The following is a 25708-nucleotide window of genomic DNA, read 5'->3' as shown; positions in this document are numbered from 1 at the left end:
GCCATGCACGAGGCTTTCCCTCGCTCGGACTACTACGGCCCCTCCGCCCCACCGCGTGGCCATCGACAGACGACGCGTCAACCCGAACTACAGACCTCGGGAAGAGGCCGATACTCGGGAGCCTCGCGGTGGTTCCCACGTTCACTGCTAACCGCTCGAGGAGTGAGGTGCCCAGCTATGCCCCTGCGATATCGCCACGGCTACGCCGCAGGCCTTCACCGTGGCCTCCGGGGCCGACGACCTAAACCGACCCCGGAGTTCCCAACGCCGGAAGGTGTTGGTGCGCATCGCAGACCAGCCCGAATCCACCGGGTTTGGAGCTGGCGGGAGACTTGAGAGGCGTTAGAACACTGGTTCCTCGCGTACACCTTCTCCTCATGCTTGCCGGACCCGAACCATCCGGTAGTACTGGTCCGTCCCGTCGTTGTCGGGGCTGCTTGCCACCCTCCCCGGCGTCTCCCGGTTCGGGTTGCCCCCAGCTTCGTTATGCTGCTGCGACAGCACAACGGTGCAGGTCTTTCACCTCCACTCGGTTCAACAGCGCCTCGTGGCGCACCAGGTCACCTTCCCAGTTGCCGGGCACCGCACGGTCTTCGACTTGGGCGGGCCGGTCGCTGATCATGATCATCTCATCGACGAACCGGCGGGTGCGCTGATCGGGTGCACGGCGTGGCATACGTCTGGTCCGGCCCGTCCGAAGGGCTTGGGCCACTTCGCGTTTCAGCCCGCCGCGGGCCTGAAAATACAGTGCCTGATAGATCGTTTCGTGGCTCACCCGCATACTCTCGTCGTCGGGGAAGTCCCTGCGCAGGCGGTGGGAGATCTGTTCGGGCGAATACCGCTTCGACAAACCCTCACCCACCACCTCCCGCAAGGCGTGGTTGAGGACCAGTTTGGACTGCTTCGGTCGTGCCCGGTCGCTCGCGGCGGCTTGATCAGCCTGATAGGGCAGGTAAAGCCCATCGATCCGGTGTGCGCGGACCTCACGCGACACCGTTGAGGTGTGCTTGCCGATCCCGGCGGCGATCTGGGTCAACGACTGCCCGACCACGAGGCCGTCCGCGATCGCCAGCCGATCTCGCAGCGACAAATAGCGGTCGCTGATCGCCGCGGGCGCACCATTGCTGATCTTGGTCACCGCAGATGTGTAGCGGGTCCCGGTCGCATAGTCCACGACCGTTCCGTCGGGGTGAATCCGTGCGTTGGTGCCGCCGTGGTGGACCCGGCGTACTCCACCACGCCAGTCCTGGCCGGTGCGTTCATGCACGCCGACCTCGCGAGCAGCACGCACGGTCGACCAGCCGGCCTCGACCAGTTCGAGGAACCGCGCTTTAGCCTCCGGTTTGCCGTGCGCCCTCTTGCCCGCACCGACCAGTCCCGCCTCGACCAAGATCCGGCGGGCGACCGAATACGACACCCCCGCCGCCTTGGCTGCCTGATTCACCGACCCGCTCGACTCGAACACCGACCGGATCACCTGCGAATCCACAGTTCGGCGAGCCCGTCGAGTCTTGCCCGCACCGCAGCCCCTCGCCCGCAAAATCGCATAACAGCGCTGCCGGGTCATCCCCAGCGCCAACGCCGCATCCTTCACCGGCACACCGGAATCCACCAGCCGCGCCAACTGGTCACCGAACCGGGCCAAATCCTCCTGAAACGACACGATCGCCGCAACCTCTCAAATCGAGAGTGTTGCGACGATCGCGTGAACCCAAGATCTAGGCCGGGGGTTCCTTTGGTGTGATCGACCCGGGTCAGTCGTTGAGCTCTTCCGGCTGGAGCAGGTATTCGCCGATGTAGGTGCGGGACTGGTCGCCGTTGAGGGGTTGGAACATGGAGGCGGCGGAGTCGCGGTAGAGGCGTTCGAAGATCGTGCCCTTACGGAAGGACGAGCCGCCGACCAGGCTCATCGCGTGGCGGGTCATGTGCAGGACGTTGTCGGCGATGAAGGTTTTGGCCAGGCCGATGTAGGGGAAGCGCAGTTCGATGGGCCAGTCGTCGTCCTTGCCGTCGATGAGCTCCTGGCAGGTTTGGTAGAGCACCCGCCGGGAGACCTCGACGCGCGAGGCCATATCGCCGATGCCATCGATGATGTGACCGACGTTGGCGACCTTGGTGTCCGCCGCGACGACCGCGCCGAAGGTGGCGCCGAGAGTCTTCTTCGACAGCACTGCCCGGGCCTCCTCGAGCACGCGGTACTGCATGCCGAGATAGATGCTGGCGAACATCAGCGAGGCCCACTCCAGCACACCGAACGCGCCGGAGCGCCATTCGCAGATGAAACCGTCCTCGGGCACGTAGTAGCCCTCGAAGTGGATGGTCTGCGTGCCGGTGGCGTGCATGCCCAGCGCGTCCCAGGTCTTTTCGATCCGGATGCCGTCGCCCTGGCCGTTCTCGTCGACCTTGAATTCGCCGATGAAGAAGCTTTCGGCGTTGACCCGCTCCTGGAAGTCCTCGGGCAGATTGCCCTCGGCGTCGGTAATGGTCGCGTTGGTGGTGATGATGTCCGCGGCCTCACACAGGGTGCCCCAGGTCTTCTTGCCGTAGAGCCGCCAGCCGCCCCCGGGTTGCGGCACCGCCTTCATATCGGCCAGGCCGCTGAATCCCGCGCGCTGCTCGGAGAACGGACCGAACATGAGATCGCCGTCGGCGACCCGACCCAGCCAGTACTTGTTCTGCTCCTCGCTCATCAGGCTGCCGGCGATGCCGACCATGATGTAGTGCATGTTGTAGGCCAGGGTGATCGCGGAATCGCCCTTGGACAGTTCGCTGACCACCTTCGAGGTGTGCAGCAGGCTGCCGCCCGGACCACCGAAGGCCCTCGGCACGGGGAGCGCGCCGAGCCCGGACTTCTTGAACACCTCGATCGAGGGGTACGCGAAGGTGTTTTCCGTGTCGTACTTCGGACCTATTTCGCGAAAGAACTTCGAAACGTCCTGTGCCTTCTCGAAATACGGCTGGAAGTCTTCATCGGTCAGGTCGGGATCAAGCATGTCTGCTCCTTGATTCTGTGTGAGAAGTATTGGGGGCAACTGCGTTTCAGCGGATCAGCAGATCTTCGCGGCCGCTGTCGACGAGCAGCTTCTTGTAGACATCGAACAATCCGGCGGTGAGCGGAAGAAGTTTCAGCGCCACCGAACGCTTGCCGTCGAGCTTGACCTTCCGCTGCGCCATCGCCAGCGTGAAGTTGAGCTTCCCCTGCCAGAATCGGTTGCTGTTATCCGACGACATCCGCAGTTGCACAGTGGAATCCATGCTCTGCGCGGCGTCTCCGGTGGTGACCTTCTGCCCGGGGAAATCGATAACGATCACCGCGTCCGGATCAGTCTGGATCAATTTCACGACGAGCCCGGTGCCCGCTGTCGCATCGATAAAAGACTTTTCTTTGGTGGCGATGTCGAAGATTCCGCCGATGTAGGTGTAGACCTCGTCGGCATTGGCGAATGTGCTCATGCCTGCGCCTCGCTGTCGCTCGGCTCCGGCATGACCACATATGTGGCTGTGTTGATTGTTCGCTCGCTGCGCTCACTCATAGAACGACCCTTTGCTTCCGGTGCGTGTCGCAGCTCAGTCTGGCAACCGGGACACCGGGCCCACACCTCTCGGAAGAGGGATTTAGCACCAACGAAGGGGGAGAAACGGCGCGTACTACTCGATTGTGTCGTCGAGGGACTTCCGCGCACGCCGCAGCGAATCGTTGAGCTTGCGCGCGTCGTCGTCGGTGGTTTCGGCCAAGCCGAAGTTCGCGTCGGCCAGTGCGGCGGAGGCCTCGCCGACCAGGTGGGCGCCCGCCTCGGTCAGCGTCGCGAGGGTGGTTCGCCGGTCGGTGGGGTGCGGGGAGCGTCGCACAAGTCCGCGGGTTTCGAGCTGATCGATGATGAGCGTCAGGGTCGCGGGATGCACCATCACGTTCTTGCCGAGTTGCCCGAGCGGCCGGGTCATTTCGGCGGACATGAACAGCGCCGACATCACGTGGTAGGCCGTGCGATTGATGCGGTACGGCTTCAGTGTGCGCCCGAATTCCGCGGAGATCAGCTGGTGCATGCGAAATATCGAAATGGCCGCGGCGAATTGCTCCGTCTGTCGCTGGCCTGCCTTCGCCCAGTTCTGCCGGACGAATTCGATGGGATCGGAATCGAGCGTCGGCTCCGTCGAGTCGCGCTTCGTCACGATCCTCCTCCTTCGCACATGGTGACGGAGTCTATCGGCGGGCGCCGCCGCATGCCGTGGCACCTGGTGCCCCCAGCGCACCGACGCCGGCGAAAAACCGGAGCCGGTGACCGGTTCGCCCGCTGACCTGCGGCCGGGGCGGGGGTGGTGGGTCGGTATCCCCCCTTAGAGCAGTGGTTTTCCTCCGAGAGGAGGTCGATCGCCCGAGTGCCCCGCAATACCTTGAATGCGTACCTGACGAACCGAGGGAGAGCGAACTTCCATGAGTCATTTCTTTGCCGTCAAGTGGCTGAAAGCATTCCGCGAGAGCCCCGAGGCTGTTGTGGCGCTCTATGCCGATGAATTCCTTTTCGAGGACCCCATTCTCGGCCAGTCGATCACGAACAAGGACGATCTGCTGCGTGTGTTCGCGCCGTATGCGAACAAGGACACCGAGAACGGCATCGGCATCAACAACTTCCGCATCGATGAGGTCGTCGGCGACGAGAAGTCGGCGATTTACCGGTGGACCTGGGAAGCGCCGACGGCGACGGCATTCGTCGGCGTACCGGCCAACGGAAAAGTGCCGGGCAGCCGTGGCATCACCTTCCACGTCTACAACGAAGACGGGCTCATCGTCAAAGAGGCGAGCCTGTGGGATGTCGCCACCGCGGTCGCCGAACTCGGCCAGCCGATCGAACCGCGATCGGTCACCAAATCGGCCGCCCTCGTCTGAACAGCGCACTCTCCGAAGGGAATTCGAACACCATGAGCACGCACGAAGAACACGCTCGCCGCTGGACCACGGCGCTGACCACGGACACCGCGGCCGCACTCGATCTGTACGCCGATGACCTGGTGTACGACGATCATGCGGACCGCGACCACGTCCTGTCCACGGCGATCACCAAGGACGAACTCGCCCCGCGGCTTTCCCCGTTCGCGAACACCGATTCGACCAATGGCGTCGGCACCCACCGCTTCGATGTCTTCGAGAGCTTCGCGCTGGCGGGCACCGGCGGCAACCCGGCGGTCGTGCTCCGCTGGAACTGGACCGGCACGGGCCTGGACACCTACCGCGGCGTTCCGACCCGGGGCAAGACGCTGACCACCGAGGGCATTACCTGGCACCAGCTCGACGCCGGCGGGAAGATCACCAGGGAGACCACCTACTGGAACGACACTCCCGTCCTGCAGGAGCTCGGCGTTCCGATCATCACCCCCGAATACTGGGTCGAAGGCTTCGATCCGTCCGCTCTCGTCGGTTCCTGATATGTGGGGTACGTTGCCGGACGTCCTGGATCGGGCGTGCACTTACTACTCCGCATCTGTCGCGATCATCGACGGTAAACGGTCGATCACCTACCGGGAGCTCGGGGAATGGCGAAACAGAATCGCCAACGGCCTGCTCGCCCTCGGTGTGCAGAAGGGTGAGCGCGTTGGACTGCTGCTGCCGAACTGTCTGGAGTTCATCCCGACCCAGCACGGCATCTGGGCGGCCGGCGGCGTACTCGTGCAACTGCCGACGCGGTCCGCGGCAGAGGGGTTCCGATCGAATCTGGCACAGACCGACGCCACCACATTGATCTATCACGCGCAGTTCGACGATGCCGTCGCCGAGATCCGGGACACGCTACCGAAGCTGCAGAACCTGATCCGGCTCGGCGGCAGCGCCGAGTCGAATCCCAACGACGCACTCGACTACCGGGACCTCTTCAGCGGTCTGCCGATCACCCGTCCGCAGATCGAGCTGTCCGAGGACGACGAGGCGTACGTGCTGTTCACCTCGGGCAGCACCGGCGAGCCCAAGGGTGTGGTGAACTCGCACTTCACCTGGGCGCAGTACAGCATCTCGGCCGGATTGGAGATCGGCGACATCCGCTTCGGCGAGGTGTTCGCACACGGCGCGCCGTTGACGCACTTCACACAGATCTTCGTGATGCCGACGTTCGTGCGCGGCGGCACGAACGTCATGCTGCCGGGCCTGGATGTCGACGGTCTGCTGGCCAATATCGAACGCCACGGTGTGACGGCGACCGCGGTCGTCCCGACCATCATCTACCTGCTGCTGGATCATCCGCTCCGCACCGAATACGACCTGTCGTCACTACAGACGATGATCTACGCCGGTGCGCCGATCGCGCCGGAACGACTGCGCGAGGCGTTGGACGCGCTCGGCCCGATCTTCATCCAGACCTATGCGGGCACCGAGCCGGGATACATCTCGTGCCTGCGCAAGAACGAGCACCGCGTCGACGACGCCACCTGGATCAAGCGCCTGGCCTCCGCTGGTCGGCCGATGTTCCAGGTGCGGGTGACGATTCAGGACGAGGATGATCGACCGCTCCGCGTCGGCGAGGTGGGTGAGGTCTGTTCGAAACAACTGGGCCAGATGCTCGGCTACTTGGATTCCGCCCGCAATCACGAGGCGCTGCGCGACGGCTGGGTGCATACCGGTGATATCGGCCGCCTCGACGAGGACGGCTTCCTCTACATCGTCGACCGCAAGAAGGACATGGTCGTCAGCGGCGGCTTCAATGTCTTCCCGCGCCAGGTCGAGGACGTGTTGTCGACCCATCCCACGGTGGCGCAATCGGCGGTTATCGGTGTGCCACACCAGAAGTGGGGCGAGGCCGTACACGCCGTCGTGGTCACCAAACCGGGCGCGGCGGTATCCGAGCGCGAACTGATCGACCACGTCAAGGCCGCGCTCGGCAGCGTCCCCGCCCCGAAGTCGATCGAATTCGTCGACAGCGTGCCGGTGAATCCGGCGGGCAAGGTCGACAAGAAATCGATCCGCGCACCGTATTGGCAAGGGCGAGAACGGCAGATCGGATGAGGCGGCCGCATCCGCATCCCGACGGTTCACATCACATGAGGAGCAACCGATGACTACCCCACACTATTCGATGTTCATCGACGGCAAATGGATCGACACCGCCGATGCCTATGAAATTCGCAGTCCCGCAACCGAAGAGCTGGTGGCCACGGTTGCCAAGGGCGGCATTACCGAGGTCGATCTCGCGGTGGCCGCCGCCAAGGCCGCGCACGAGGAGGGCAGCTGGCGGCGCACCTCGCCCGCCGAACGCGCCGCACTGCTGAACGAGGTCGCCACCCGCCTGGCCGGTCGGGTCGACGAACTCGCCGTGCTGCAGACCCAGGAAAACGGCGCGACCATCCGGATCACCGGCGCGCTGCACGTCGGTCTGTCGGTGGCGCAGATGCAGTACCTGGCCTCGCTCGCGGAGAACTACGAGTGGGAGACCAACGGACCCGAGATCGGTCCGATTCCGGCGGTCGGCATCGTCCGGCGCGAACCGCTCGGCGTGGTGGCGGCCATCGTGCCGTGGAACATCCCGCTCCTGACAACGGTCTGGAAGATCGCGCCCGCCCTGGCGGCCGGAAATACGGTAGTGCTCAAGCCCGATGAGCACGCGCCGCTGCTGGCCCTCGAATTGGCGAAGGAGTTCGAGGCCGCCGGACTGCCCGCGGGCGTACTGAACGTCATCACCGGCGACGGTGACCCGGTCGGCGCCTATCTGAGCGGACACCCCGATGTCCGCAAGGTGGCCTTCACTGGTTCCACCGTCGTCGGCAAGAGCATCCTGCGCCAGTCGGCCCAGACCATTCGGCGGGTCACCCTCGAACTAGGAGGCAAGGGCGCCAACATCGTGCTCGACGACGCCGATCTCGAGATGGCGGTGGACGGGGCGCTGTTCGCGTCGATGGCCAACAACGGGCAGGCCTGCGAGGCTGGTACCCGGCTGCTGATCCCGGCGAGCAAGCGCGACGAGATCGTGACCCGGCTGGTCGCGCGCGCCTCGACGTTGCGGCTGGGCAACCCGCTCGATCCGGCGACCAATATCGGTCCGATCGCCTCCCGGGTGCAGCGTGACCGCATCGTCGACTACTTCCGGATCGCCGCGGAAGAAGGCGCGACCGCGGTGCTGGGCGGCGGGGTGCCGGTGGGTGGTGAGTTCGACAAGGGCTATTGGGTCGAGCCCACAATTTTCGTCGACGTCACCAACGACATGCGCATCGCTCGTGAAGAGGTCTTCGGTCCGGTCCTGACCGTGCTGACCTACGACTCGGTGGACGAGGCCATCAAGATCGCCAACGACTCCAGCTACGGCCTGTCGGCCGGTGTGTGGGGCGAAGAGAGCCGCGCGCTCGAGGTGGCACGCCAGCTCGACGCGGGCATGGTGTGGGTGAACGACTGGCATGTCATCCATCCCGCCTACCCCTTCGGTGGTTACAAGGAGAGCGGTCTGGGGCGCGAAGGCGGTCCGGACGCGCTCGACGAGTACACCGAGCAGAAGTTCATCTCGCTCGACCGGTCGGGCGGAATCGAGAACAAGGCGTTCGCGATCGTCATCGATCCGGTCGCCTAGCCGCTGCCATCCGTCGCGCGGCAGCGGCTCGACCGCTTGCCGCGCGACGGCGGCCAGGAAGGAAATCACATGTCCCGCTTCGGTATCGGATCCAAGCCCGCGCCGCGAATCGCGATCGAACTGTCCGGCTCGGGCCACCACCCGGCCGCGGCCATCGGCACGGCGGCGGACTCTGATGTGTGGGTCGAGGTGACCGAGCCCGCCGAGGCAGCGCTCATTCGCATCCAGGCCGCCGATCTCCGCGCCGCCCAACAGCAGACCGCGCGGATCAAATCGGCCGCGGCCGTAGCGGGCCGCGACCCGGCGGGCATCAGCGTGCTCGTCGACATCGAGGTGATCATCGCTGCTGACGCCCCCGGCGCGCGTCAGCGCATGGCACGGTTGGACGAAATGCTCGACATCCCGTGGGTGCCCAGATCGATCCACTACGTCGGGACCCCCACGGGACTGGCCGGGTTGATCGCCGACATCCACGCGGTCCACGTCGCCGACGGCGTCACGCTGCTACCGCTGGAACTCCCAGAGGTGCTGGGGCACATCGCCTTCGAGACCCTGCCATGGCTGGAGTCCATCGGCGTCCGGATGGCGCGAGAACAAGTCGAATACGTCCGGCGCCGGGGGCTGCGGCAGTGCGCCACCGACCTGCACACCGCTGGTGAGCGCCGGTCGGCCTAGATCATCGGATCGGATATTTCAAGGAGGAATCGATGTCGAGCTCGATCGAGAACACCGGCGAGTTGTCGGCTCGCCCGAACAGGTTCCACAGTGTCAGCGCCATCGAATACCGCGCGGCACTGCGGCGTCATCCGGCGGGCGTCACCATCGTCACGCTCAATTCGCGCGGCGGGCCGGTTGGTTTCACCGCGACCTCGTTCGCCTCGCTGTCCCTCGATCCGCCGCTGGTATCGTTCAACATCACCTGCACTTCATCGAGCATCGACGCGTTGCAGGCGGCCGAATCGGTGGTGGTCCACCTGCTCGGCGCGCACCAGTTGCCGCTCGCGCAACGGTTTTCGCGCAGTGCCGAGCACCGATTCGCCGACGAATCGCTCTGGTCGCCGCTCGATACCGGTGAACCGGTGCTGCATGGCACGCCGACCTGGATTCACAGCGAGGTGTCGCAGCTGATTCCGGCCGGTGACTCGGTGCTGGCGATCTGCCGGGTGATGCGTGTGTACTGGGATGAGGACGGCGATCGATCACATGCGCCACTGCTGTATCACAAGGGCGCGTATGTTGCCGCGGCCCCGCTCGATGAGCGATCGACGGCGTAGGCCGCGATCGGCCCGCTCGGGCCGGGTATCGCGGTATGCTGACTAGATGCTAGGTCGGGAGATAGGGCCCGTCGATGGTGAGCTTCGATTCGCTGCGGACGCAGGGTGATCTCACCATAAGCATTGCGTCGGACCTGAAATTGGCAGGCTTCGAGAGTGCCGCCGAGATCGGCCATGGCGGCTTCGGGGTCGTGTACCGCTGCGAGCAGCCCGCACTGGATCGGATAGTCGCGGTCAAGGTGCTGACCTCGGACCTCGATCCGGAGAATATGGAGCGGTTCCTACGTGAGCAGCGCGCGATGGGCAAGCTTTCCGGGCACCCGAATATCGTCAGTATCCTGTTCAGCGGCGTGATCTCGGCCGGTCGGCCCTACATCGTCATGCCCTTCCATACCCGAAAATCGTTGCAAGACACCATCCAACGCGACGGGCCACTGCTGTGGAGCGGTGCGGTGCGGGTCGCGGTGAAGATGGCCGGAGCGCTCGAATCGGCCCATCGCGGCGGGGTGCTGCACCGAGATGTCAAGCCGGGCAACATATTACTGAGCGAATACGGTGAGCCCGAGCTCACCGATTTCGGTATCGCTCATGTCTCCGGTGGATTCGTCACGACGACCGGTGTCATCACCGGCTCACCGGCCTTCACCGCGCCGGAGGTGCTCAAGGGCCATCCGCCGACCGCCGCATCGGATATCTACAGCCTCGGCGCGACGCTGTTCTGTTTGATCACCGGCCACGCCGCGTTCGAACGCCGAGCCGGGGAGAAGGTGGTCTCCCAGTTCCTGCGCATCACTTCCGAACCGATTCCGAATCTGCGCGCGCAGGAGATCCCCGATGATGTCTGCACCGCGATCGAGCGTGCGATGTCGGAGGATCCCGCCGACCGCTACGCGTCGGCGGCGGCATTCGGGCGTGAGCTGATGGAAATCCAACGACGCCATGGTCTTCCGATCGATCAGATGGCACTGCCGACGGAATCGGCAGGCGCAGTGGACAATTCCGAACCGAGCGCGGGCGAGATCTCGACGTCGAGCTGGCATCCGAGCAAGATGGCGGCCGCGATCAACACCCCGCCCACGGCGTCGACGAAGTTCCGCCCACCGACGCCGACCCGCCCGCTGGTCATGCGGGACCGGCTGATCGAGGTGCTGCGGGCGGGACAGCGGCGGCGACTGATCGTGATCCACGCCCCCGCCGGATTCGGCAAGAGCACGCTGGCCGCGCAGTGGCGCGACATTCTGACGGCGGACGGTGTCCACGTCGCGTGGCTCAGTGTGGACCACGACGACAACAATGTGGTGTGGTTCCTCGCGCACCTCATCGAGGCCGTGCGCCAGGTTTTGCCGACGCTCGCCGCGGAACTGGGGCAGCTGCTCGAATTGCACGGCGACGAAGCGGAGCCCTATGTGCTCACCTCGCTCATCAACGATATCCACACGGGCGGCGAACGTGTCGCCGTCGTCATCGATGACTGGCACCGGGTCACCCACGCGCCCACCGTGGCCGCGCTGGGCTACCTGCTCGATCATGGCTGCCACCATCTGCAGGTGATCGTCACCAGCCGTACCCATACGGGCTTGCCGCTGAGCAAGATGCGCGTCTACGACGAACTGGTGGAGATCGACTCGAATGCGTTGCGCTTCAACCTCGCCGAGGCGAACTCGTTTTTCGCCGGCGTCGGCGGGCTGGCACTCGAGCCAGCCGATATCGCTGATCTGACCGAATCGACCGACGGTTGGGTCGCCGCGCTGCAACTGGCCTCACTGTCGCTGCGCGGCGCCGAGGATCCCAGCGTCCTGATCGGCCACATGTCCGGACGGCACCATTCGATCGGCGACTTCCTCGCCGAGAATGTGTTGGACGGCCTGGAGCCCAGGCTGCTCGAATTCGTGCTGCGGACCTCGATCACGCATCGGCTCTGTGGCGATCTCGCATCGGCTCTGTCGGGCATACCCGACGGGACGGCTCGGTTGGACGAGGTCGAGTCCCGTGACCTGTTCCTGAGGCGAGTCGACGCCGACCGGGAATGGTTCCGCTATCACCACCTGTTCGCGGACTTTCTGCGCAGGCGCCTGGAACGGGACCACTCGGAGTGGATCCCCGATCTGCATCGCGCAGCGTCCCGGTGGTTCGGCGACCACCATTTCCTGCGTGAGGCCGTCGATCACGCATTGGCGGCGGGCGATTCGGCCACGGCCGTTGCGCTGATCGAGAGCGACGGCACGCAATTGCTGGAGCAGTCGCAGATGTCGACGTTGCTCGCGCTCATCGCGAAGCTGCCGCCGGAGGCGGTGCGGTCGAGCCTGCGACTGCAGATCACCACGGCGTGGGCGAATCTGCTGCTGCAGCATCCGGAGGCAGCGAAAGCCGCCCTGGTGCAGGTGCATTCGTTGCTCGAACACGACCAGGGCGGGACCGCCGACGACCTCGCGACGGAGGCCGCCGTGGTCGAAGCGGCCGCTCGGGTCACCGCCGATCGCATCGACGGCGTGGCCGAGCTGATCTCGGATTGCCTGGCCCGGCCCGAGCGGCTGCACCCCTGGGTGGTCACCACGGCCGCCGATATGGCGACCTTCGCCGCGATCTACCGATTCGACTTCGCCGCGGCCCACCGATGGCAGGTATGGGCGGCCGCCTATCACCGGCAGACGACCGGTCCCTTCAGCGTCATGTACGGCCACTGTTTCGACGGTATCGCCGCCAACGAAGAACTCGATATCGCCACGGCGGAGGCCAGTTTCCGTACTGCGCTGCGGGTTGCCATGCAGACCGGCGGCTCGCGTTCGCATGCCGCGCGGATCGCGAGCGCACTGCTCGGTGCGCTGCTGTTGGACAAGGGTGATATCGATGCGGCCGAGCGGCTGCTCGACGAGGGGTACGAACTGGGCCGTGAGGGCGGAATCGTGGATTCGATGCTCGCCACCTACGGCACGGGCGCACGAATCAAGGCGCTGCGCGGTGATCTCGAAACCGCCCGGCAGCGATTGACCGACGGGTGGCGGATCGCGACCACACTATCGTTGCCGCGCCTCGGCGCCCGGATCAGGAACGAAAGCATCCGGGTGGGGATTGTCGTACCGGCAGCGGACCATTCGCGATACCGCGCGCCGCTCGATCCGGACGCCGCCGCCGACGGCATCCTGCTCGGCACCGCGGAGCTCGAGGAAGCTTCGGCGATCCGGGAACTGCTGGCGCGAGAGTCGATCACCGAGGCTCGCACCCGGGCACAGCGGCTCGTCGACCGCATCACGCCGCAGGGACGTCCTCGGGCGCTGTTGCAAGCGCGCCTGCTCCTGGTCGTGTGCACCGCGGAACTCGGCGAGCTCGAGCAAGCCGGACAGCTGCTGCTCCCGGTGGCACGGCAGTGTGCCGAACAGGGACTCACCGGTCTGCTGCGGTACGGCGATCCAGCAGTGCGCACAGTATTGCGGGCCCTCGCGGAGGACGAAGCCTCCGGACGCGTGGACACGTTGCCGGAGGCATTCCTCACCGAGGTGCTCACGCCATTATGACGGGCGCCATTATGACGGGCGCCATTGTGACGGGCGCCATTGTGACGGGCGCGGTCAACAATATGATTCGCCCCGAGAAGCCTTGGCCACCAAGGAATCCGGGGGAGCGAACCGCTCACCGTACCGCGCTGCCAACTCGTGTGCGCGCCGCACGAAGCCGGGCAGCCCGCCGTCGTAACCGTTGATGTACTGCAGCACACCACCGGTCCAGGTGGGGAAGCCGATGCCGTACAGCGAACCTATATTCGCCTCCGCGACCGAGGTGAGCACACCTTCGTCGAAACAGCGCACGGTTTCGATGGCCTCCGCGAACAGCATGCGTTCCTGGAGGTCCTGGAACGGGATGGTGGCCGCCGATCGGAATGCATCGCGCAACCCGGTCCACAGGCCGAGGCGTTTGCCGGATTCGTCGTAGTCGTAGAAACCGCCGCCCGTCGAGCGGCCGCTACGCTCGTAGGCGTCGATCATGGTGTCCACCACCGCTTCCGACCCGTGCGGGGTCCACGACCCGCCCTCGGCCTCGATCGCCGCCCGCTTCTCGTCTCGGATCTTGCGCGGCAGCGTCAAGGTCAGCTCATCCATGAGCTGCAATGGCGGCGCGGGATACCCGGCCTGTGCACCGGCCTGTTCGATCACTGCCGGATCGATGCCTTCGCCCACGGCGGCGACGGCCTCATCCAGGAAGGTCATGATCACCCGGCTGGTGAAGAAGCCGCGGCTGTCGCCGACGACAATCGGAACCTTGCCGATCTGCTGGGCGAAATCGAACACCTTCGCCAACGTCTCGCGAGACGTGCACTTTCCGGTGATGATCTCGACCAGCGGCATCTTGTCGACAGGGGAGAAGAAGTGCACGCCGATGAAGTCCTCCTGCCGCTCGACACCCTCAGCGAGGGTGGTGATCGGCAGTGTCGAGGTGTTCGAGCCGAGCACGGCGTCCGGCCGGACAATGTGCTGAATCTCTTGGAACACAGCCTGTTTGAGCTCGACGCTCTCGAATACGGCCTCGATCACGAAGTCGACGCCCGCGAAATCCGCAGGGGCCGCGGTCGGCAGGATCCGGTCGAGCAGTTCCTTCGACGCCGCCTCGGTGGTCGATCCCCGCGCGACCGCCTTGGCTTCCAGCCCCTCGGCATATCCCTTGCCGCGCAGGGCATTATCGAGCGTGACATCCTTGAGAACCACTTGGAGTCCGGCGCTCGCGCACACATACGCGAGCGCCGCACCCATCATTCCGGCACCGAGAATGCCGACCTTCGTGGCCGCGAACTTTGGAACGCCCGCAGGCCTGCTCGCCCCGCCTTTGACGGTCTGGATATCGAAGAACGCCGACTGGATCATGTTCTTCGATATCTGGCCGGTGACCAGCGGGATGAAGTAGCGGGTCTCGATCACCGACGCCGCCTCGACATCGACCTGCGCGCCCTCGACCGCCGCGGCGAGGATGGCGCGCGGGGCGGGCAGGGGAGCGCCCTTGAGTCGTCGCCGCAGATTCGCCGCCAATGCCGGTAGCGCGGTGGCCAATTCGGGATCGGCCGGACTACCGCCGGGAATGGTGTATCCCTTGACATCCCACGGTTGCATGGCGCTGGGGTTGGCCTCGATCCATGCCTTGGCCGCGGGCATCAGATCCTCGACGCTCGGCACGATCTCATGAATCAGGCCGATTTCCAATGCCTTTCGTGGCTTGAACCGGGTGCCCGACAGCAGCACATTGTCCAGTGCGGACCGGACGCCGAGCAGCCGCACCGTCCGCACGATCCCGCCGACGCCGGGCAGCAGTCCGAGACCGACCTCTGGCAGCCCCACAACCACGCCGGTGGCTGTGGCGATGCGGTGATGGGTGGCCAGCGCGATCTCCAGACCGCCGCCGAGGGCCGCGCCGTTGATGGCCGCCACGACCGGACAGCCGAGCGTCTCGAGCCTGCGCAGTTGCCGCTTCATGTCATCGCAGAAGTCGCTGAAGTGTTGTGCGTCGGCTGGCGTCGCGGCGATCAGGTCGGCCAGGTTGCCGCCCGCGAAGAACGTCTTCTTCGCCGAGACGAGCACGACGCCCTTGATGGATTCGCGCTCCGCCTCCAGGCGATCCAGCGTCGAGGCCAGTGACTGCTGGAACGCGCCGTTCATGGTGTTCGCCGATGCCGTCGGGTCGTCGAGAGTGAGCACGACGATATCGTCGTCATCGCGCCGCCAACGGATGGTGCTTATCTGGTTCATCGTTGAATCCCGTTTCCGCTCAAAGCCGTTCGATGATGGTTGCGATGCCGATGCCGCCGCCGACACACAGCGTCACCAGTCCGCGCCGTTCCCCGCGTCGTTCGAGTTCGTCGATTACGGTGCCTACGAGCATCGCCCCGGTCGCACCCAGGGGATGGCCCATGGCGATGGCCCCGCCGTTGACGTTCAGCTTCTCGTCCGGAATCTTCAGGTCCTTCTGGAACTTCAGCACCACCGAGGCGAAGGCCTCGTTCAGTTCGAACAGGTCGATGTCGTCCAGGGTCAGCCCCGCGACACCGAGCACCTTTTCGGTGGCCGGTCGCGGTCCGGTCAGCATGATCGTCGGGTCGGCGCCCGATACCGCGGTCGCCACGATCCGCGCCCGCGGTGTCAGGCCGAATCGCTTGCCCGCCTCTGCATTTCCGATGAGCACCAGCGCGGCACCGTCCACGATGCCCGAACTGTTGCCGCCGTGATGGACATGTTCGATGCGTTCGATGAACGGATACTTCTGCAGCGCAACGGCATCGAATCCACTCTTGGCCCCGAGTGCGGCAAACGACGGCTTCAGTGCGGCGAGCGATTCGACGGTGGTGCCGGGGCGGCGGTGTTCGTCGTGGTCGAGCACGGTGATGCCGTTGAAGTCTTTGACCGGCACCACCGATTTGGCGAAGTAGCCACCGGACCAGGCGGATTCGGCGCGTTGCTGGGAGCGCACCGCGTAGGCGTCGACATCCTCGCGGGTGAACCCCTCGATCGTCGCGATGAGATCGGCGCCGATGCCCTGCGGTACGAAATGGAGGTCGTAACCGGTGGCCGGATCGTTGAACAGAGGTCCGCCGTCGGTGCTGATCGGGACGCGCGACATGGATTCGACGCCGCCGGCGAGCACCAGGGATTCGAATCCGGAACGGACCTTCTGGGCGGCGAGGTTCGTCGCCTCGAGACCCGAGGCGCAGTACCGGTTGACCTGAACGCCCGCAACGGTATTCGGCAGTCCGGCCGCCAGGGCCGCCGCCTTGGCGACATTGCCGCCCTGATCACCCACCGGGGTCACGACGCCGAGGACGACATCGTCGATGTAGGCGGGATCCAGTTCGGGGAAGCGGACCTTCAGTTCGCCGATCAAGCCGATCACGAGGTCGATCGGTTTCACGCTGCGCAGCGAACCGTTCTTCCCCTTGCCTCGGGGCGTGCGAATCGCCTCGTACACGATTGCCTGATTCGGCATGGGCTCTCCTCGTTGAAGCCCGCGGACGGATCTGACGTGCATGCGTCGGCCGCGGTACGGCCCGGATGTGTGGACGTCGAACGGTCCGGTCCGGGCAGGTGATCGGTAGCCACATTTCTTGTGTGGTCAACCGAAGGTATCCCAACGAGACACCTACAGTCAAGACTGACTGTAGGTGGTCGAACTCACGCCAGCGCCGAGTTCGCAGCCCCATTTCCGGCGTAGGAATCGGGCTGGACCGGCGGCGATATTCCGGCCGCGAGGATCTCGATGGACCGCTGCATCAGATCGAGCTGACCGACGAGTTCTCTGCGCCGCGGCGCGATATCGGTACCGCCGGGGTCGTCCGGGACCAGGCCGCGATGCCGCGCCATCTTCAGCGCCGTGCCGAACATCTCCCGCGATACCGATTCCGCACTGGCGATGCGCCGCTGCAACTGCCATTGCCCGGCCAGTCGAAGGCAGGAGTCCAGAAAGTGGCCTTCGTCGAACGCGTCGTCGACGTCCAGGCTCACCAATCCCTCGGCGACCACTCGGTAGGCGTCGATGTACGGACGCAGTACGAGATGCGCCACCAGGGGTGCGCTGTCGGCGAGCCATGCCGTCGCGTCGGATCTGGACACCGCTGCGGGCCGGTCCTTGCTGCCCGCCATGATCGCGACCTCGTCCCACAATTCCTCGGCGAATTCCGCACGGCCCGCGAAGAAGAAGTCGAACTTCAACAGCTCGCGCAGCGCCAACGCCTCCTGCCACGCGGTGCGGATATCGCCGTTCGGGGTCCGGATGATGGCGAGCAGCGCGAGCTCGGTGATCGCCCGGACCAGCAGCACATGCACCGCGCTGTTGCGGTATACGGCCGCGATCAGGTGCTGGTTGTCGCCGATGGCCCAGACCGTGTCCGGTCCGCCGTCATAACGGGTCAGCACGCCGGAGCGAACCAGGTCTTGCAGCGTCCGTGCGACGGTCGCCCGATCGGTGAGATCGGTGGCGCCCGCCACCGGCCATCCGCGCACCGACAGATAGTCCGCGAGTGGCGCTACTGTCGCGCAGACCTCGCAGAGCGTGAGACCGCGGTCTGCACCCAACAGTGCGACACAGACCGCGGCAGTGGCCGATACGGGTGTTGTTCGATTGATCCGGTGGCAGGTGTCGAGTGCGATGCGCTCGACCACCTGCCGGTCGTCCAGCCCCTCGGCGCGCAGCGCGAGCAATCGCTCGTACACCGGGACCGGGGTGCCGAAGTCCAGATAGATCCGCCCGAGCCGGTTCTCCAGCCCGCGCGCGTAACCGACCAGCCACCGCAGATTCTCCGGTTGCTTGTGCGAGCCGCGCGATTCGGATGCCATCAGTTCGACCTCGTGCAGTGGCAGCTGGTCGTACATGATCGACACCGGAACGATGAGGGCATCTTCCGCGCAGACCGAGTCGACCGCGTCGATGACGTAGCGCAACAGTCCGTAGCGCGGCGGGCGAAGTTTGCCGGTGCGGGTGCGTCCGCCTTCGATGGACCACACCAGGTTATTCCCATCGGCGACCATCCGGCCGACCATCGCGCGCAGCGCGAGCCGGTAGACCGGCATATCTCCGGAAGCTCTTCGGACATGGACGATTCCGTTGCGCCGGGCCAATGTGCCCAACGGGAAGAAATCGAGATTGGCGCCCGCCATGCCGAAGCAGGGAGAGATGCCCGCCTTGACCAGGCTCGGCGGCAGAGCGAACTCGTCGAGGTAGGACCGATGCGATACCAGGAAGATCAGCGTGTGCTTGCGGTCCAGTTTGCGCAGCTCGGCCAATTCCTCCTCATTGGTGATGATGTCGTAGCCGCGGACGAGCCAGGCGGCAATGCGGTGCCAGGCTCGCACGACGGACGGATGGTGGGTGGCGGCCATCTCGCGCACGTATCCGGCGGCCTCGGCCCGGACGGGCGCGGTGTCGCGGCCGAGTTGTGCCGCTAATTGTGTTGTCGCGCTGGAGAATGCGGTCGAATTGAGGAGGGCTACGGTTTCCGGCAGGTCGGTCGGGCGGGACAACGTGGCTTCACCGGTCGGTACCGCGCGCCGGCCCACTACCGTGAGCCGCCGCAGGGCCAGCCCGCTGTTCGTGATGACGGCAGTCAAGCGGCCCATGTCATGCCTCCGCTTCCGTCGCGTTGGCGATCGCTTTGGACCACTGGTGCCCAGCATGGGTACCTGGCCAGTCGTCGAGGGTGTCGACATACAGCTGTCGCGTTCTGGGCAGCCACTCATCGATATCGGATCGCGTCCACCCGGTGGTCGGAACCGGTTGGTGGACAACCACTTCGATGGTGCCGGACTGGGCGGTCACGGCGTTGCGCCACATGATCTCCCCGGCATTGCGGATCACGATCGGCACGATCGGGACACCCGCGTCGACGGCCAGCCGGAACCCGCCCTTTTTGAACGGTCCGACCTGCGGTGTCATCGATCGGGTGCCTTCCGGCGCGATCGCGATCGAGGTGCCCGAACGCAGCTTTTCCACCGCCGGTTGCAAGGCGGCGATAGCCTCGGCGGTGCTGGCGCGATCCACGAACGCGACACCGGCGAGATCGAATATCTGCCCGATGACTGGCATATCGCGCACCTCGGCCTTCATGACCATCGTGTATCCGCGACGGAGCAGTCGTGCCGTGACCAGGGCGTCGATCAGGGTGCTCTGGTGGTTGACGAAGAATACGGCCGGTCGATGTGATCGCAGGTGCACCTCGCCGCGCACCACGACATTGATGTCGCCGAGCCAACCGCCGATATCGCCGAAAAGGGTAGTGGCCAGGTCCATCCCGTTGCGGCGGTTGTTGGTGAGCAAGCCTGCGACGAAACCCGCACCGGCGGTGGCGAAAAGGCTGCCGTACATTGCCGCGGTGCGCAGGGCCGGCAGCGGGTCGAGCATGCCCGGTTTGGTTGCGAAAGCGATGTGTGGCCACCCCTGTTCGGCCGCGTGCCGGGCCAGGCCCGACTGGGGGTTGACGGCATGCGGCTGCCCGACAATCGACAGGAACGGCACATCCTCGTCACCGTTCGCGTATGCGTAGCTGGCGTCGAGATCGATGTCGTGCCGTTGCGCGAATGTCCACACCGCGGCGGATTTGCCGCCACCCCAGAGCGGCCGACCCGAGATCCGGCCGGTCACAACACCTTCGGTGGTTTCGAGTTCCGTGCACAGGACGTACTCGATCCCGAGCGCGTCCGCCATCGGCGCGATTTGCAGCCGGGTGGCCGAGGAGGCGATCACCACGGTGTGGCCGTGATTCTGATGCGCACGCACCAGACGCCACGCATCGTGGAACAGCGTCCCGCCGATCTCTTCGGCGAAGAGTCGCTCACCGAGCTCGCGCAACTCCTGCTCGGTCCGGCCCGCCCAGCCGTGCACACCGCGCTCGATGAGGTCGGTGAAGCCCACCTCGTCGAGCGGACCCCTCAGTGCGGCAAGGAATGTACGGACGAGTTCCTCGGGTCCGATCTCGAAATTCTTGGCCCGATGGGCATACAGCGCCTGCGCGGAGTAGCCGTCTATCAGGGTGCCGTCGAAATCGAAGATCGCTGCGACCTTCGGGCCGGACGGGCCGGATCTGATGCTTGCGACGACGTCATCGACCGAGGCCATGGTGACTCCTTGTCTCCACCAAGTGAACGAAAAGCCCCGCGCCGATGCAGGTCATGTACTGGGAAAACGATAACACGAAACTTTGGTCACATACTGTTGGATATCCAACAATCTGATCCTATAGTTTGAGCGAGCGCAGGCCGGGAAGGTGTGGTGATGATGCACAGACAGCCCAGGGTCGCCGTCCTCGGCGCGGGCTCATGGGGGACCGCCGTCGCGGCGATCGTGGCAAGGAGTGCGCCGACGATATTGTGGGCCCGCTCGGCCGAAGTGGCCGCCGAGGTCAACACGCACTCGCGCAACAGCCGATATGTCGGCGATACCGCGTTGCCGCCGGATCTGCGCGCGACGTCCTCGCTCGCGGAGGCCGTCACCGATGCGGACGCGATCGTGATCGGTGTGCCCTCGCACGGGTTTCGGCGGGCCGTCGAGTCGGCGGCGCCGTTCGTGCGGCCGTGGGTGCCGATCGTCAGCCTGGTCAAGGGTCTCGAAGAGGGGACCGAGTTGCGGATGACCGAGATCGTCGGCGAACTGCTGCCCGGCCATCCGGCCGGAGTGCTCGCCGGTCCCAATATCGCCTGTGAAATCCTCGCAGGGTATTCGGCGGCGGCGACCATCGCCATGCCCGACCAGGCATCGGCGGCGAGGCTGGCCGAGTTGTTCCGCACGTCCCGCTATCGCATCTACTCGAGTACCGATGTGGTCGGCGTGGAACTGTGCGGCGCGCTGAAGAACGTCTTCGCCATCGCGGCGGGCATGGGCGACGGGGCGGGCGCCGGTTGCAATACGAAGGCGATGGTGATCACGCGCGCGCTGCGCGAGATGAGCAGATTGGGCGAGGCGCTCGGCGGCGATCCAGCGACCTTCGGCGGCCTCGCTGGCAACGGCGATCTCATCGTTACGTGCATCAGCCCCGTCAGCCGCAACCGCCGGGTCGGCGAGGCGCTCGGGCGCGGTCGGACGATCGAGGAGGTGCTCGCGGGGATGTCGCGGGTTGCCGAGGGCGTGCGGGCCGCCGGGGTGGTGCGCGGTCTGGCCGAGCGCGCCGGAGTCGAGATGCCGATCGCTCGCGAGGTCGACGCGGTCATCAACCACGGCGCGGCGGCCGCGGTGGCCTACCGGGGGCTGCTGCGAGCCGCACCCGGTCACGAATTGAACGGGAAAGGCTGGTAATTCCATGCCCACAGCAAACGATGCCCTGTCCTCCTGGGGTGGGCCACCCGATTTGAGTGCTTGGGAGGCGCTCATGTGGCGCGCCGAGGGCGACCAGCGCACCCGATCGGCGGGTGTGGTGATCGAGTTTCTCGATGCCGAACCCGACTGGGAGCGAATGGTTCTCGCGCACAGGCGGCTGACCCGGCGGATTCCGCGCTTGCGCGAACGCGTCGTGGAACCGCTGGTGCCGCTGGTATCGCCCGCGTGGTCCGAGGATCCGGATTTCGATCTCGAATACCACTTGCAGCATGTGCGCGCACCCCGTACGGGCGCTCTCGACGAGCTGTACGAACTGGCGGCGACCTTCGCGGCGCGGCCGCTCGATCCGAGTCGGCCGCCCTGGGAGGCGGTGCTGGTGGGTGGTCTGGCGCACGGCCGGGCCGCCTACCTGCTCAAGCTGCACCACAGCCTTTGCGACGGTCTCGGCATGCTCCAATTGCTGAATCTCACACACGGCCACGGCCCGCAACCACAGGAGTTCGACAGCACATCGATGCCGACTCCGCGTCGCCGCGAGTCACCCACCGGACTGCTCGTCAATCGGCTGAGTATGCAGTTGGTCACCGCTCCAGGCGAATTGCTGCGGCGCTCCGCCGATGCCGTCGGTCGCCTCGTCGCCGATCCGATCGGTACGACAACGGGGGCCATGCGGTTCGGGAACTCTTTGCGCCGCGTCCTGACGCCACCGGAGGCCGGGCGCTCGCCGGTATTGCGCGACGGCGGAACGGGTTACCGAATCCTTACCCACACGGTGCCGCTCGATGCGCTCAAGGCGGCCGGTAAGTCCGCCGCAGGATCGGTGAACGATGCCTTCCTGGCGGCGCTACTCGGTGCGGTCCGGCGCTATCACGAGCATGTCGGCGTTGTGGTCGAGCACATTCCCATGGCGATACCCGTCAGTCTGCGCACCGATCATGATCCATTGGGCGGCAACCGATTCGCCGGTGCGCGGTTCTCCGCGCCGGTGGGTGAGCCCGATCCGCGGGTGCGGATCAGGAAGATACACGGCGTCATCGCCGAGGCGCGCGCCGAACCCGCGATCGGATTCCTCGACCTCATCGCGCCGATCCTGAGCCGCCTGCCCGGTCCGGTGCTCACCGAGATCGCCGGCGATATGACCGGCGGATCGGACCTGCAGGCATCCAATATGGGCGGGATCGACCGCACGCTCTATCTCGCCGGAACTCGGGTCTCCCACGTCTACCCGATCGGTCCACGCCCGGGCGTCGCTGCCATGGTGACGATGGTGTCCTACGAGGGAACCTGTTGTGTCGGAGTGAATCTCGATCCGGATGCGATATCCGATATCACCGCGTTCGCGAGGTGTCTGCGCGAGGGCTTCGATGAGGTGCTCGCGCTGGCGGATTGACGCGGCAGCCTCGGGAGCCGAGGATCCCTCGTCTGGATGATGGATGTCCTCCTCAGGGATAGCGTGCGGCTATGACCGACGCCATAGGTTCGATCGCACGGAGTTCACCGACTGAACCACCTTGATGGACAAGCACTTCGGATGGAGCGTCCAATGCCGACACAGCCGATCGATCATCCCCTGAACCTCACGATGCAAGCCATCCTGACCTACGGCAGCTGGGGGCTCACCCTGGTCTTGCTCGCGCTCGCAGTCCGGATGGGGCTGCGGGAGCGGACACCGTTCTACGTGCTGATGGTGCTTGCTTCGATGGTGGCCGCGTTCGCCGAGCCGCTCTACGACGCCGGAATGAGTCTGTACTTCTACTCGACCGACGGCATGTTCACCCATTTCACGGCATTCGGTGTGCCACAGCCGATTTGGACACACAGCGGCTACGCGGTGCTGTACGCGAGCGCCGCGATATATATCGCGCGGGCAATCGGACGCGGCACACTGACAGCCCGTGGTCTGTATGCCTTCGCGGGTATCGAGTTGGCCATGTCATCGGTGTTCGAGATGGTCGGCATCAACGGTGGCGCCTACGAATACTGGGGTCCGCATGCGTTCCGGATCTTCCAGTACCCGCTGGTCATCGGCGTACTGGAGGCGGCGCAGGTGGTCTGTTTCGCGGTCGTGGCGGCGATACTGCGCGACCGGGCGACGCGGCCCCGCCACCTACTCGGGCTGTTTCTACTCTTTCCCTGCACGTTCTTCATGGCCAACTTCGGCGCCGGTGCGCCCGTGATCATCGCACTGCACCTGGAGCGGCACTCGTCGGCACTCGTCGCGCTCGCCTCAGTTCTCAGCATCTTCGCTGCGTTGGTCCTGATTCACACTGCCGCACAATGCATTCCGGTTGTGATCGGCCGAGGTCGATCCGAGCCGGTGGTGGTGGCCGGTCAGCGCGACGGTGTCGGTGTATGAGCCGGATCGTGCAGGTCGTCGATGATCGTGCGCCGCACCGACTCGTCCAGCGGGTAGGGCGTGTAGAGCGTGAATCGGTCGACAATGTCGGCGAATCGGCGCATGATCTCGGTGCCGATCACGCCGGGCTCGCCGACCACGGCGAAGGTGTTCAGGACGGTGTCGTCGATCAGTGTCGTCATCGTGGACCACGCACCGGCTTTGGACAGGCGATGCAGTTCGGTATGCAGATCACCCCACCCGTGCAGTTCCAGCACGGGGCGGTAGGCGGGAGTGGCTCCGTAGAAGGCGATCTGCTTGCGCACCGCGGTCATCGCTTGCTCGAATGCCTGATCGGTCGCACCGGTAACGAGTAATCCGGGGTAGCTGACGGTGAAGTCGCCGCGGGCGCGCTCCGATTGATTCAGTCCCGATTCGATCAGCGGAATCGTCGCCTCGCGCAGGTATCGCTCGGTCGTGAAGCCGTGCAGGATCAGACCGTCGGCGACCTCGGCGGCGACCCGGGTCATCTTCGGCCCGACCGCGGCGAGCAGGACCGGCGGCGAGCCCCACGGATTCGGCTCGGGACGGAACATCGGCGTCATCAGCGTGTGCTGATAGAAGTCGCCGCGAAAGTCGAGTTTCTCGTCGAGCTGCCAGCTGCGCCAGATGGCGCGCAGCGCCGAGATGAATTCGCGCATCCGGTCCGCGGGCGCCGACCACGGCATGCTGAACCGGCGGACGATATGGGCCTCGATCTGGGAGCCGAGGCCGAGGATGAATCGCCCGGAACTGAAGGCGTGCAGGTCGTTGGCCACCGTGGCCGTGGTCATGGGGTTGCGCGCGAAGGCTACGGCGACGGCTGTGCCCAACTGGAGCCGCGAGGATCGCTGGGCGGCGGCGAGCAGTGGCAGGAAGGGGTCCCGGCCCACCTCGGTCGACCAGACGCCGTCGTAGCCCAGGCGATCGGCGAATCCGACCTGATCGTCGATGACGGCCAGATCGCCGCCACCCGTGCCATCGATCGATCCGCCGATATTCGCGTCCACCTGCATCGCAACAACCTCCCACTGCCATGACCGTCAGCTCTGACTGTACCTCTGTGTCGGGTCGTACTATCAAGGCATGACCGCCAGTCGAGCCGAGAGCTATCTGCAACAGCAGGAGCAGCGCACCCGGGCCAGCCGTCAGCAGATTCTCGACGCCGCAGTGCAATGTCTCGTCGAATTCGGCTACGCCGGGGCCTCGACGCTGCGGATTCAGGAGTTGGCGGGGATCTCGCGCGGCCGCCTGCTGCATCACTTCCCGTCCCGTGACGAGCTGCTCGTGGGGGCCGTGCAACATCTGGCCGCCAGCCGGGTCGCGGAATTGCGCGAGGAGGTCGGAGCGAGGATCGCCGCGGCCGATGATGATCCGGCGCGCGTCGACGAGGCCATCGCACATATGTGGACGAACTACCATCAGCCCTTCTTCTGGGCGTCCATCGAACTGTGGGTGGCGGCGCGGCACAACGCGGCATTGCGCGATGCGCTACGGCCCGCGGAGCGTAATCTGCAGAGCGCGATCCGCGAAACGGTCGATGCCATGTTCGGCCCGGTACTGGCGGCGCGGCCGCGCTATCGGCAAACCGTCGACATTCTGATGTCCAGTATGCGCGGCGCTTCGCTGGCCTACGGCTTCGATCCACGTCGGCCGGGCCGGGATCCGCACCTGGCCCAATGGCGCGAGATGGCACGCGCATTGCTGGCCGAGTGACTCCCGCGCGGGCTTCGGCAGTCAACTCT

Annotated in this window: 19 protein-coding genes and 1 pseudogene; 11 read left to right on the top strand and 9 right to left on the bottom strand. The window is 65.5% G+C overall.

Features of this window, described 5'->3' with window-relative positions:
• Positions 1-544: 544 nt before the first annotated feature.
• The 4 genes and pseudogenes from OG874_RS16870 to OG874_RS16855 form a co-directional block, all read right to left on the bottom strand.
• A pseudogene (locus tag OG874_RS16870) lies at positions 545-1315 on the bottom strand (IS30 family transposase); the annotation flags it as partial.
• A gap of 439 nt (positions 1316-1754) precedes the next feature.
• Positions 1755-2993 (bottom strand): acyl-CoA dehydrogenase family protein, encoded by a 1239-nt coding sequence (locus OG874_RS16865; protein ID WP_330256084.1) that lies wholly within the window; start codon positions 2991-2993, stop codon positions 1755-1757.
• Between the two features lie 46 nt (positions 2994-3039).
• Positions 3040-3453, bottom strand: coding sequence for an SCP2 sterol-binding domain-containing protein (locus OG874_RS16860; protein ID WP_330256083.1), 414 nt, complete (start codon positions 3451-3453; stop codon positions 3040-3042).
• 195 nt (positions 3454-3648) lie between these two features.
• Positions 3649-4170 (bottom strand): MarR family winged helix-turn-helix transcriptional regulator, encoded by a 522-nt coding sequence (locus OG874_RS16855; RefSeq protein WP_330256082.1) that lies wholly within the window; start codon positions 4168-4170, stop codon positions 3649-3651.
• 262 nt (positions 4171-4432) lie between these two features.
• Between OG874_RS16855 and OG874_RS16850 the strand changes: the two genes are divergently transcribed.
• The 7 genes from OG874_RS16850 to OG874_RS16820 all read left to right on the top strand — a co-directional run bounded on the left by OG874_RS16850 (position 4433) and on the right by OG874_RS16820 (position 13326).
• Positions 4433-4885: a ketosteroid isomerase-related protein gene (locus tag OG874_RS16850; RefSeq protein ID WP_330256081.1), complete on the top strand. Its 453-nt coding sequence runs from the start codon at positions 4433-4435 to the stop codon at positions 4883-4885.
• A gap of 32 nt (positions 4886-4917) precedes the next feature.
• Positions 4918-5421, top strand: a complete 504-nt coding sequence (locus OG874_RS16845) for a ketosteroid isomerase-related protein (protein ID WP_330256080.1) — start codon at positions 4918-4920, stop codon at positions 5419-5421.
• A gap of 1 nt (position 5422) precedes the next feature.
• Positions 5423-6988 carry an acyl-CoA synthetase gene (locus tag OG874_RS16840; RefSeq protein ID WP_330256079.1) on the top strand — a complete coding sequence of 522 codons (1566 nt, stop codon included), beginning with the start codon at positions 5423-5425 and terminating at the stop codon, positions 6986-6988.
• Positions 6989-7037: 49 nt separating this feature from the next.
• Positions 7038-8540: an aldehyde dehydrogenase family protein gene (locus OG874_RS16835; protein ID WP_330256078.1), complete on the top strand. Its 1503-nt coding sequence runs from the start codon at positions 7038-7040 to the stop codon at positions 8538-8540.
• A gap of 69 nt (positions 8541-8609) precedes the next feature.
• A complete protein-coding gene (locus OG874_RS16830) occupies positions 8610-9215 on the top strand; it encodes a hypothetical protein (RefSeq protein ID WP_330256077.1) in 606 nt (201 codons plus the stop codon).
• Between the two features lie 32 nt (positions 9216-9247).
• Entirely contained in the window at positions 9248-9814 is a 567-nt protein-coding gene (locus tag OG874_RS16825) for a flavin reductase family protein (RefSeq protein WP_330256076.1), read from the top strand.
• A gap of 74 nt (positions 9815-9888) precedes the next feature.
• Positions 9889-13326, top strand: a complete 3438-nt coding sequence (locus tag OG874_RS16820; RefSeq protein ID WP_330256075.1) for a protein kinase domain-containing protein — start codon at positions 9889-9891, stop codon at positions 13324-13326.
• Between the two features lie 54 nt (positions 13327-13380).
• On the opposite strand, the gene OG874_RS16815 is transcribed toward OG874_RS16820, so the two are convergent.
• From OG874_RS16815 to OG874_RS16800, 4 genes are all read right to left on the bottom strand, one after another.
• Entirely contained in the window at positions 13381-15543 is a 2163-nt protein-coding gene (locus tag OG874_RS16815) for a 3-hydroxyacyl-CoA dehydrogenase NAD-binding domain-containing protein (RefSeq protein WP_330256074.1), read from the bottom strand.
• Positions 15544-15562: 19 nt separating this feature from the next.
• A complete protein-coding gene (locus OG874_RS16810) occupies positions 15563-16774 on the bottom strand; it encodes an acetyl-CoA C-acetyltransferase (RefSeq protein ID WP_330256073.1) in 1212 nt (403 codons plus the stop codon).
• A 185-nt stretch (positions 16775-16959) separates the two neighbouring features.
• Positions 16960-18900 carry a lysophospholipid acyltransferase gene (locus tag OG874_RS16805; protein WP_330256072.1) on the bottom strand — a complete coding sequence of 647 codons (1941 nt, stop codon included), beginning with the start codon at positions 18898-18900 and terminating at the stop codon, positions 16960-16962.
• Position 18901: 1 nt separating this feature from the next.
• Positions 18902-20395 carry an HAD-IB family hydrolase gene (locus OG874_RS16800; RefSeq protein ID WP_330256071.1) on the bottom strand — a complete coding sequence of 498 codons (1494 nt, stop codon included), beginning with the start codon at positions 20393-20395 and terminating at the stop codon, positions 18902-18904.
• A gap of 156 nt (positions 20396-20551) precedes the next feature.
• Here OG874_RS16800 and OG874_RS16795 point away from each other — a divergent pair, with 156 nt between their 5' ends.
• The 3 genes from OG874_RS16795 to OG874_RS16785 all read left to right on the top strand — a co-directional run bounded on the left by OG874_RS16795 (position 20552) and on the right by OG874_RS16785 (position 23945).
• Positions 20552-21568, top strand: a complete 1017-nt coding sequence (locus OG874_RS16795; protein WP_442943353.1) for an NAD(P)H-dependent glycerol-3-phosphate dehydrogenase — start codon at positions 20552-20554, stop codon at positions 21566-21568.
• Between the two features lie 4 nt (positions 21569-21572).
• Positions 21573-22979, top strand: a complete 1407-nt coding sequence (locus OG874_RS16790) for a wax ester/triacylglycerol synthase domain-containing protein (protein WP_330256069.1) — start codon at positions 21573-21575, stop codon at positions 22977-22979.
• A gap of 153 nt (positions 22980-23132) precedes the next feature.
• Positions 23133-23945, top strand: coding sequence for a hypothetical protein (locus OG874_RS16785; protein WP_330256068.1), 813 nt, complete (start codon positions 23133-23135; stop codon positions 23943-23945).
• On the opposite strand, the gene OG874_RS16780 is transcribed toward OG874_RS16785, so the two are convergent.
• Positions 23921-24979 carry an LLM class F420-dependent oxidoreductase gene (locus tag OG874_RS16780; protein WP_330256067.1) on the bottom strand — a complete coding sequence of 353 codons (1059 nt, stop codon included), beginning with the start codon at positions 24977-24979 and terminating at the stop codon, positions 23921-23923. The two genes, OG874_RS16785 and OG874_RS16780, sit on opposite strands and share 25 nt — an antisense overlap.
• A gap of 70 nt (positions 24980-25049) precedes the next feature.
• Between OG874_RS16780 and OG874_RS16775 the strand changes: the two genes are divergently transcribed.
• The gene (locus tag OG874_RS16775) at positions 25050-25679 is read left to right on the top strand and encodes a TetR/AcrR family transcriptional regulator (protein WP_330256066.1); all 630 of its coding nucleotides are present in this window, start codon (positions 25050-25052) and stop codon (positions 25677-25679) included.
• Positions 25680-25708 lie beyond the last annotated feature (29 nt).

Origin of the sequence: Nocardia sp. NBC_00565 (assembly GCF_036345915.1) — a bacterium.
Lineage (GTDB): Bacteria > Actinomycetota > Actinomycetes > Mycobacteriales > Mycobacteriaceae > Nocardia.
Note: the sequence above shows the minus strand (reverse complement) of the source record. Positions and strands in the feature narration are given on the sequence as shown.

Coding starts and splice junctions, on each gene's coding strand:
- OG874_RS16805 (WP_330256072.1), bottom strand. CDS start 18,900: ATGGGCCGCTTGACTGCCGTCATCACGAACAGCGGGCTGGCCCTGCGG.
- OG874_RS16860 (WP_330256083.1), bottom strand. CDS start 3,453: ATGAGCACATTCGCCAATGCCGACGAGGTCTACACCTACATCGGCGGA.
- OG874_RS16785 (WP_330256068.1), top strand. CDS start 23,133: ATGCCGACACAGCCGATCGATCATCCCCTGAACCTCACGATGCAAGCC.
- OG874_RS16810 (WP_330256073.1), bottom strand. CDS start 16,774: ATGCCGAATCAGGCAATCGTGTACGAGGCGATTCGCACGCCCCGAGGC.
- OG874_RS16850 (WP_330256081.1), top strand. CDS start 4,433: ATGAGTCATTTCTTTGCCGTCAAGTGGCTGAAAGCATTCCGCGAGAGC.
- OG874_RS16775 (WP_330256066.1), top strand. CDS start 25,050: ATGACCGCCAGTCGAGCCGAGAGCTATCTGCAACAGCAGGAGCAGCGC.
- OG874_RS16790 (WP_330256069.1), top strand. CDS start 21,573: ATGCCCACAGCAAACGATGCCCTGTCCTCCTGGGGTGGGCCACCCGAT.
- OG874_RS16840 (WP_330256079.1), top strand. CDS start 5,423: ATGTGGGGTACGTTGCCGGACGTCCTGGATCGGGCGTGCACTTACTAC.
- OG874_RS16825 (WP_330256076.1), top strand. CDS start 9,248: ATGTCGAGCTCGATCGAGAACACCGGCGAGTTGTCGGCTCGCCCGAAC.
- OG874_RS16835 (WP_330256078.1), top strand. CDS start 7,038: ATGACTACCCCACACTATTCGATGTTCATCGACGGCAAATGGATCGAC.
- OG874_RS16795 (WP_442943353.1), top strand. CDS start 20,552: ATGATGCACAGACAGCCCAGGGTCGCCGTCCTCGGCGCGGGCTCATGG.
- OG874_RS16815 (WP_330256074.1), bottom strand. CDS start 15,543: ATGAACCAGATAAGCACCATCCGTTGGCGGCGCGATGACGACGATATC.
- OG874_RS16845 (WP_330256080.1), top strand. CDS start 4,918: ATGAGCACGCACGAAGAACACGCTCGCCGCTGGACCACGGCGCTGACC.
- OG874_RS16800 (WP_330256071.1), bottom strand. CDS start 20,395: ATGGCCTCGGTCGATGACGTCGTCGCAAGCATCAGATCCGGCCCGTCC.
- OG874_RS16865 (WP_330256084.1), bottom strand. CDS start 2,993: ATGCTTGATCCCGACCTGACCGATGAAGACTTCCAGCCGTATTTCGAG.
- OG874_RS16830 (WP_330256077.1), top strand. CDS start 8,610: ATGTCCCGCTTCGGTATCGGATCCAAGCCCGCGCCGCGAATCGCGATC.
- OG874_RS16820 (WP_330256075.1), top strand. CDS start 9,889: ATGGTGAGCTTCGATTCGCTGCGGACGCAGGGTGATCTCACCATAAGC.
- OG874_RS16780 (WP_330256067.1), bottom strand. CDS start 24,979: ATGCAGGTGGACGCGAATATCGGCGGATCGATCGATGGCACGGGTGGC.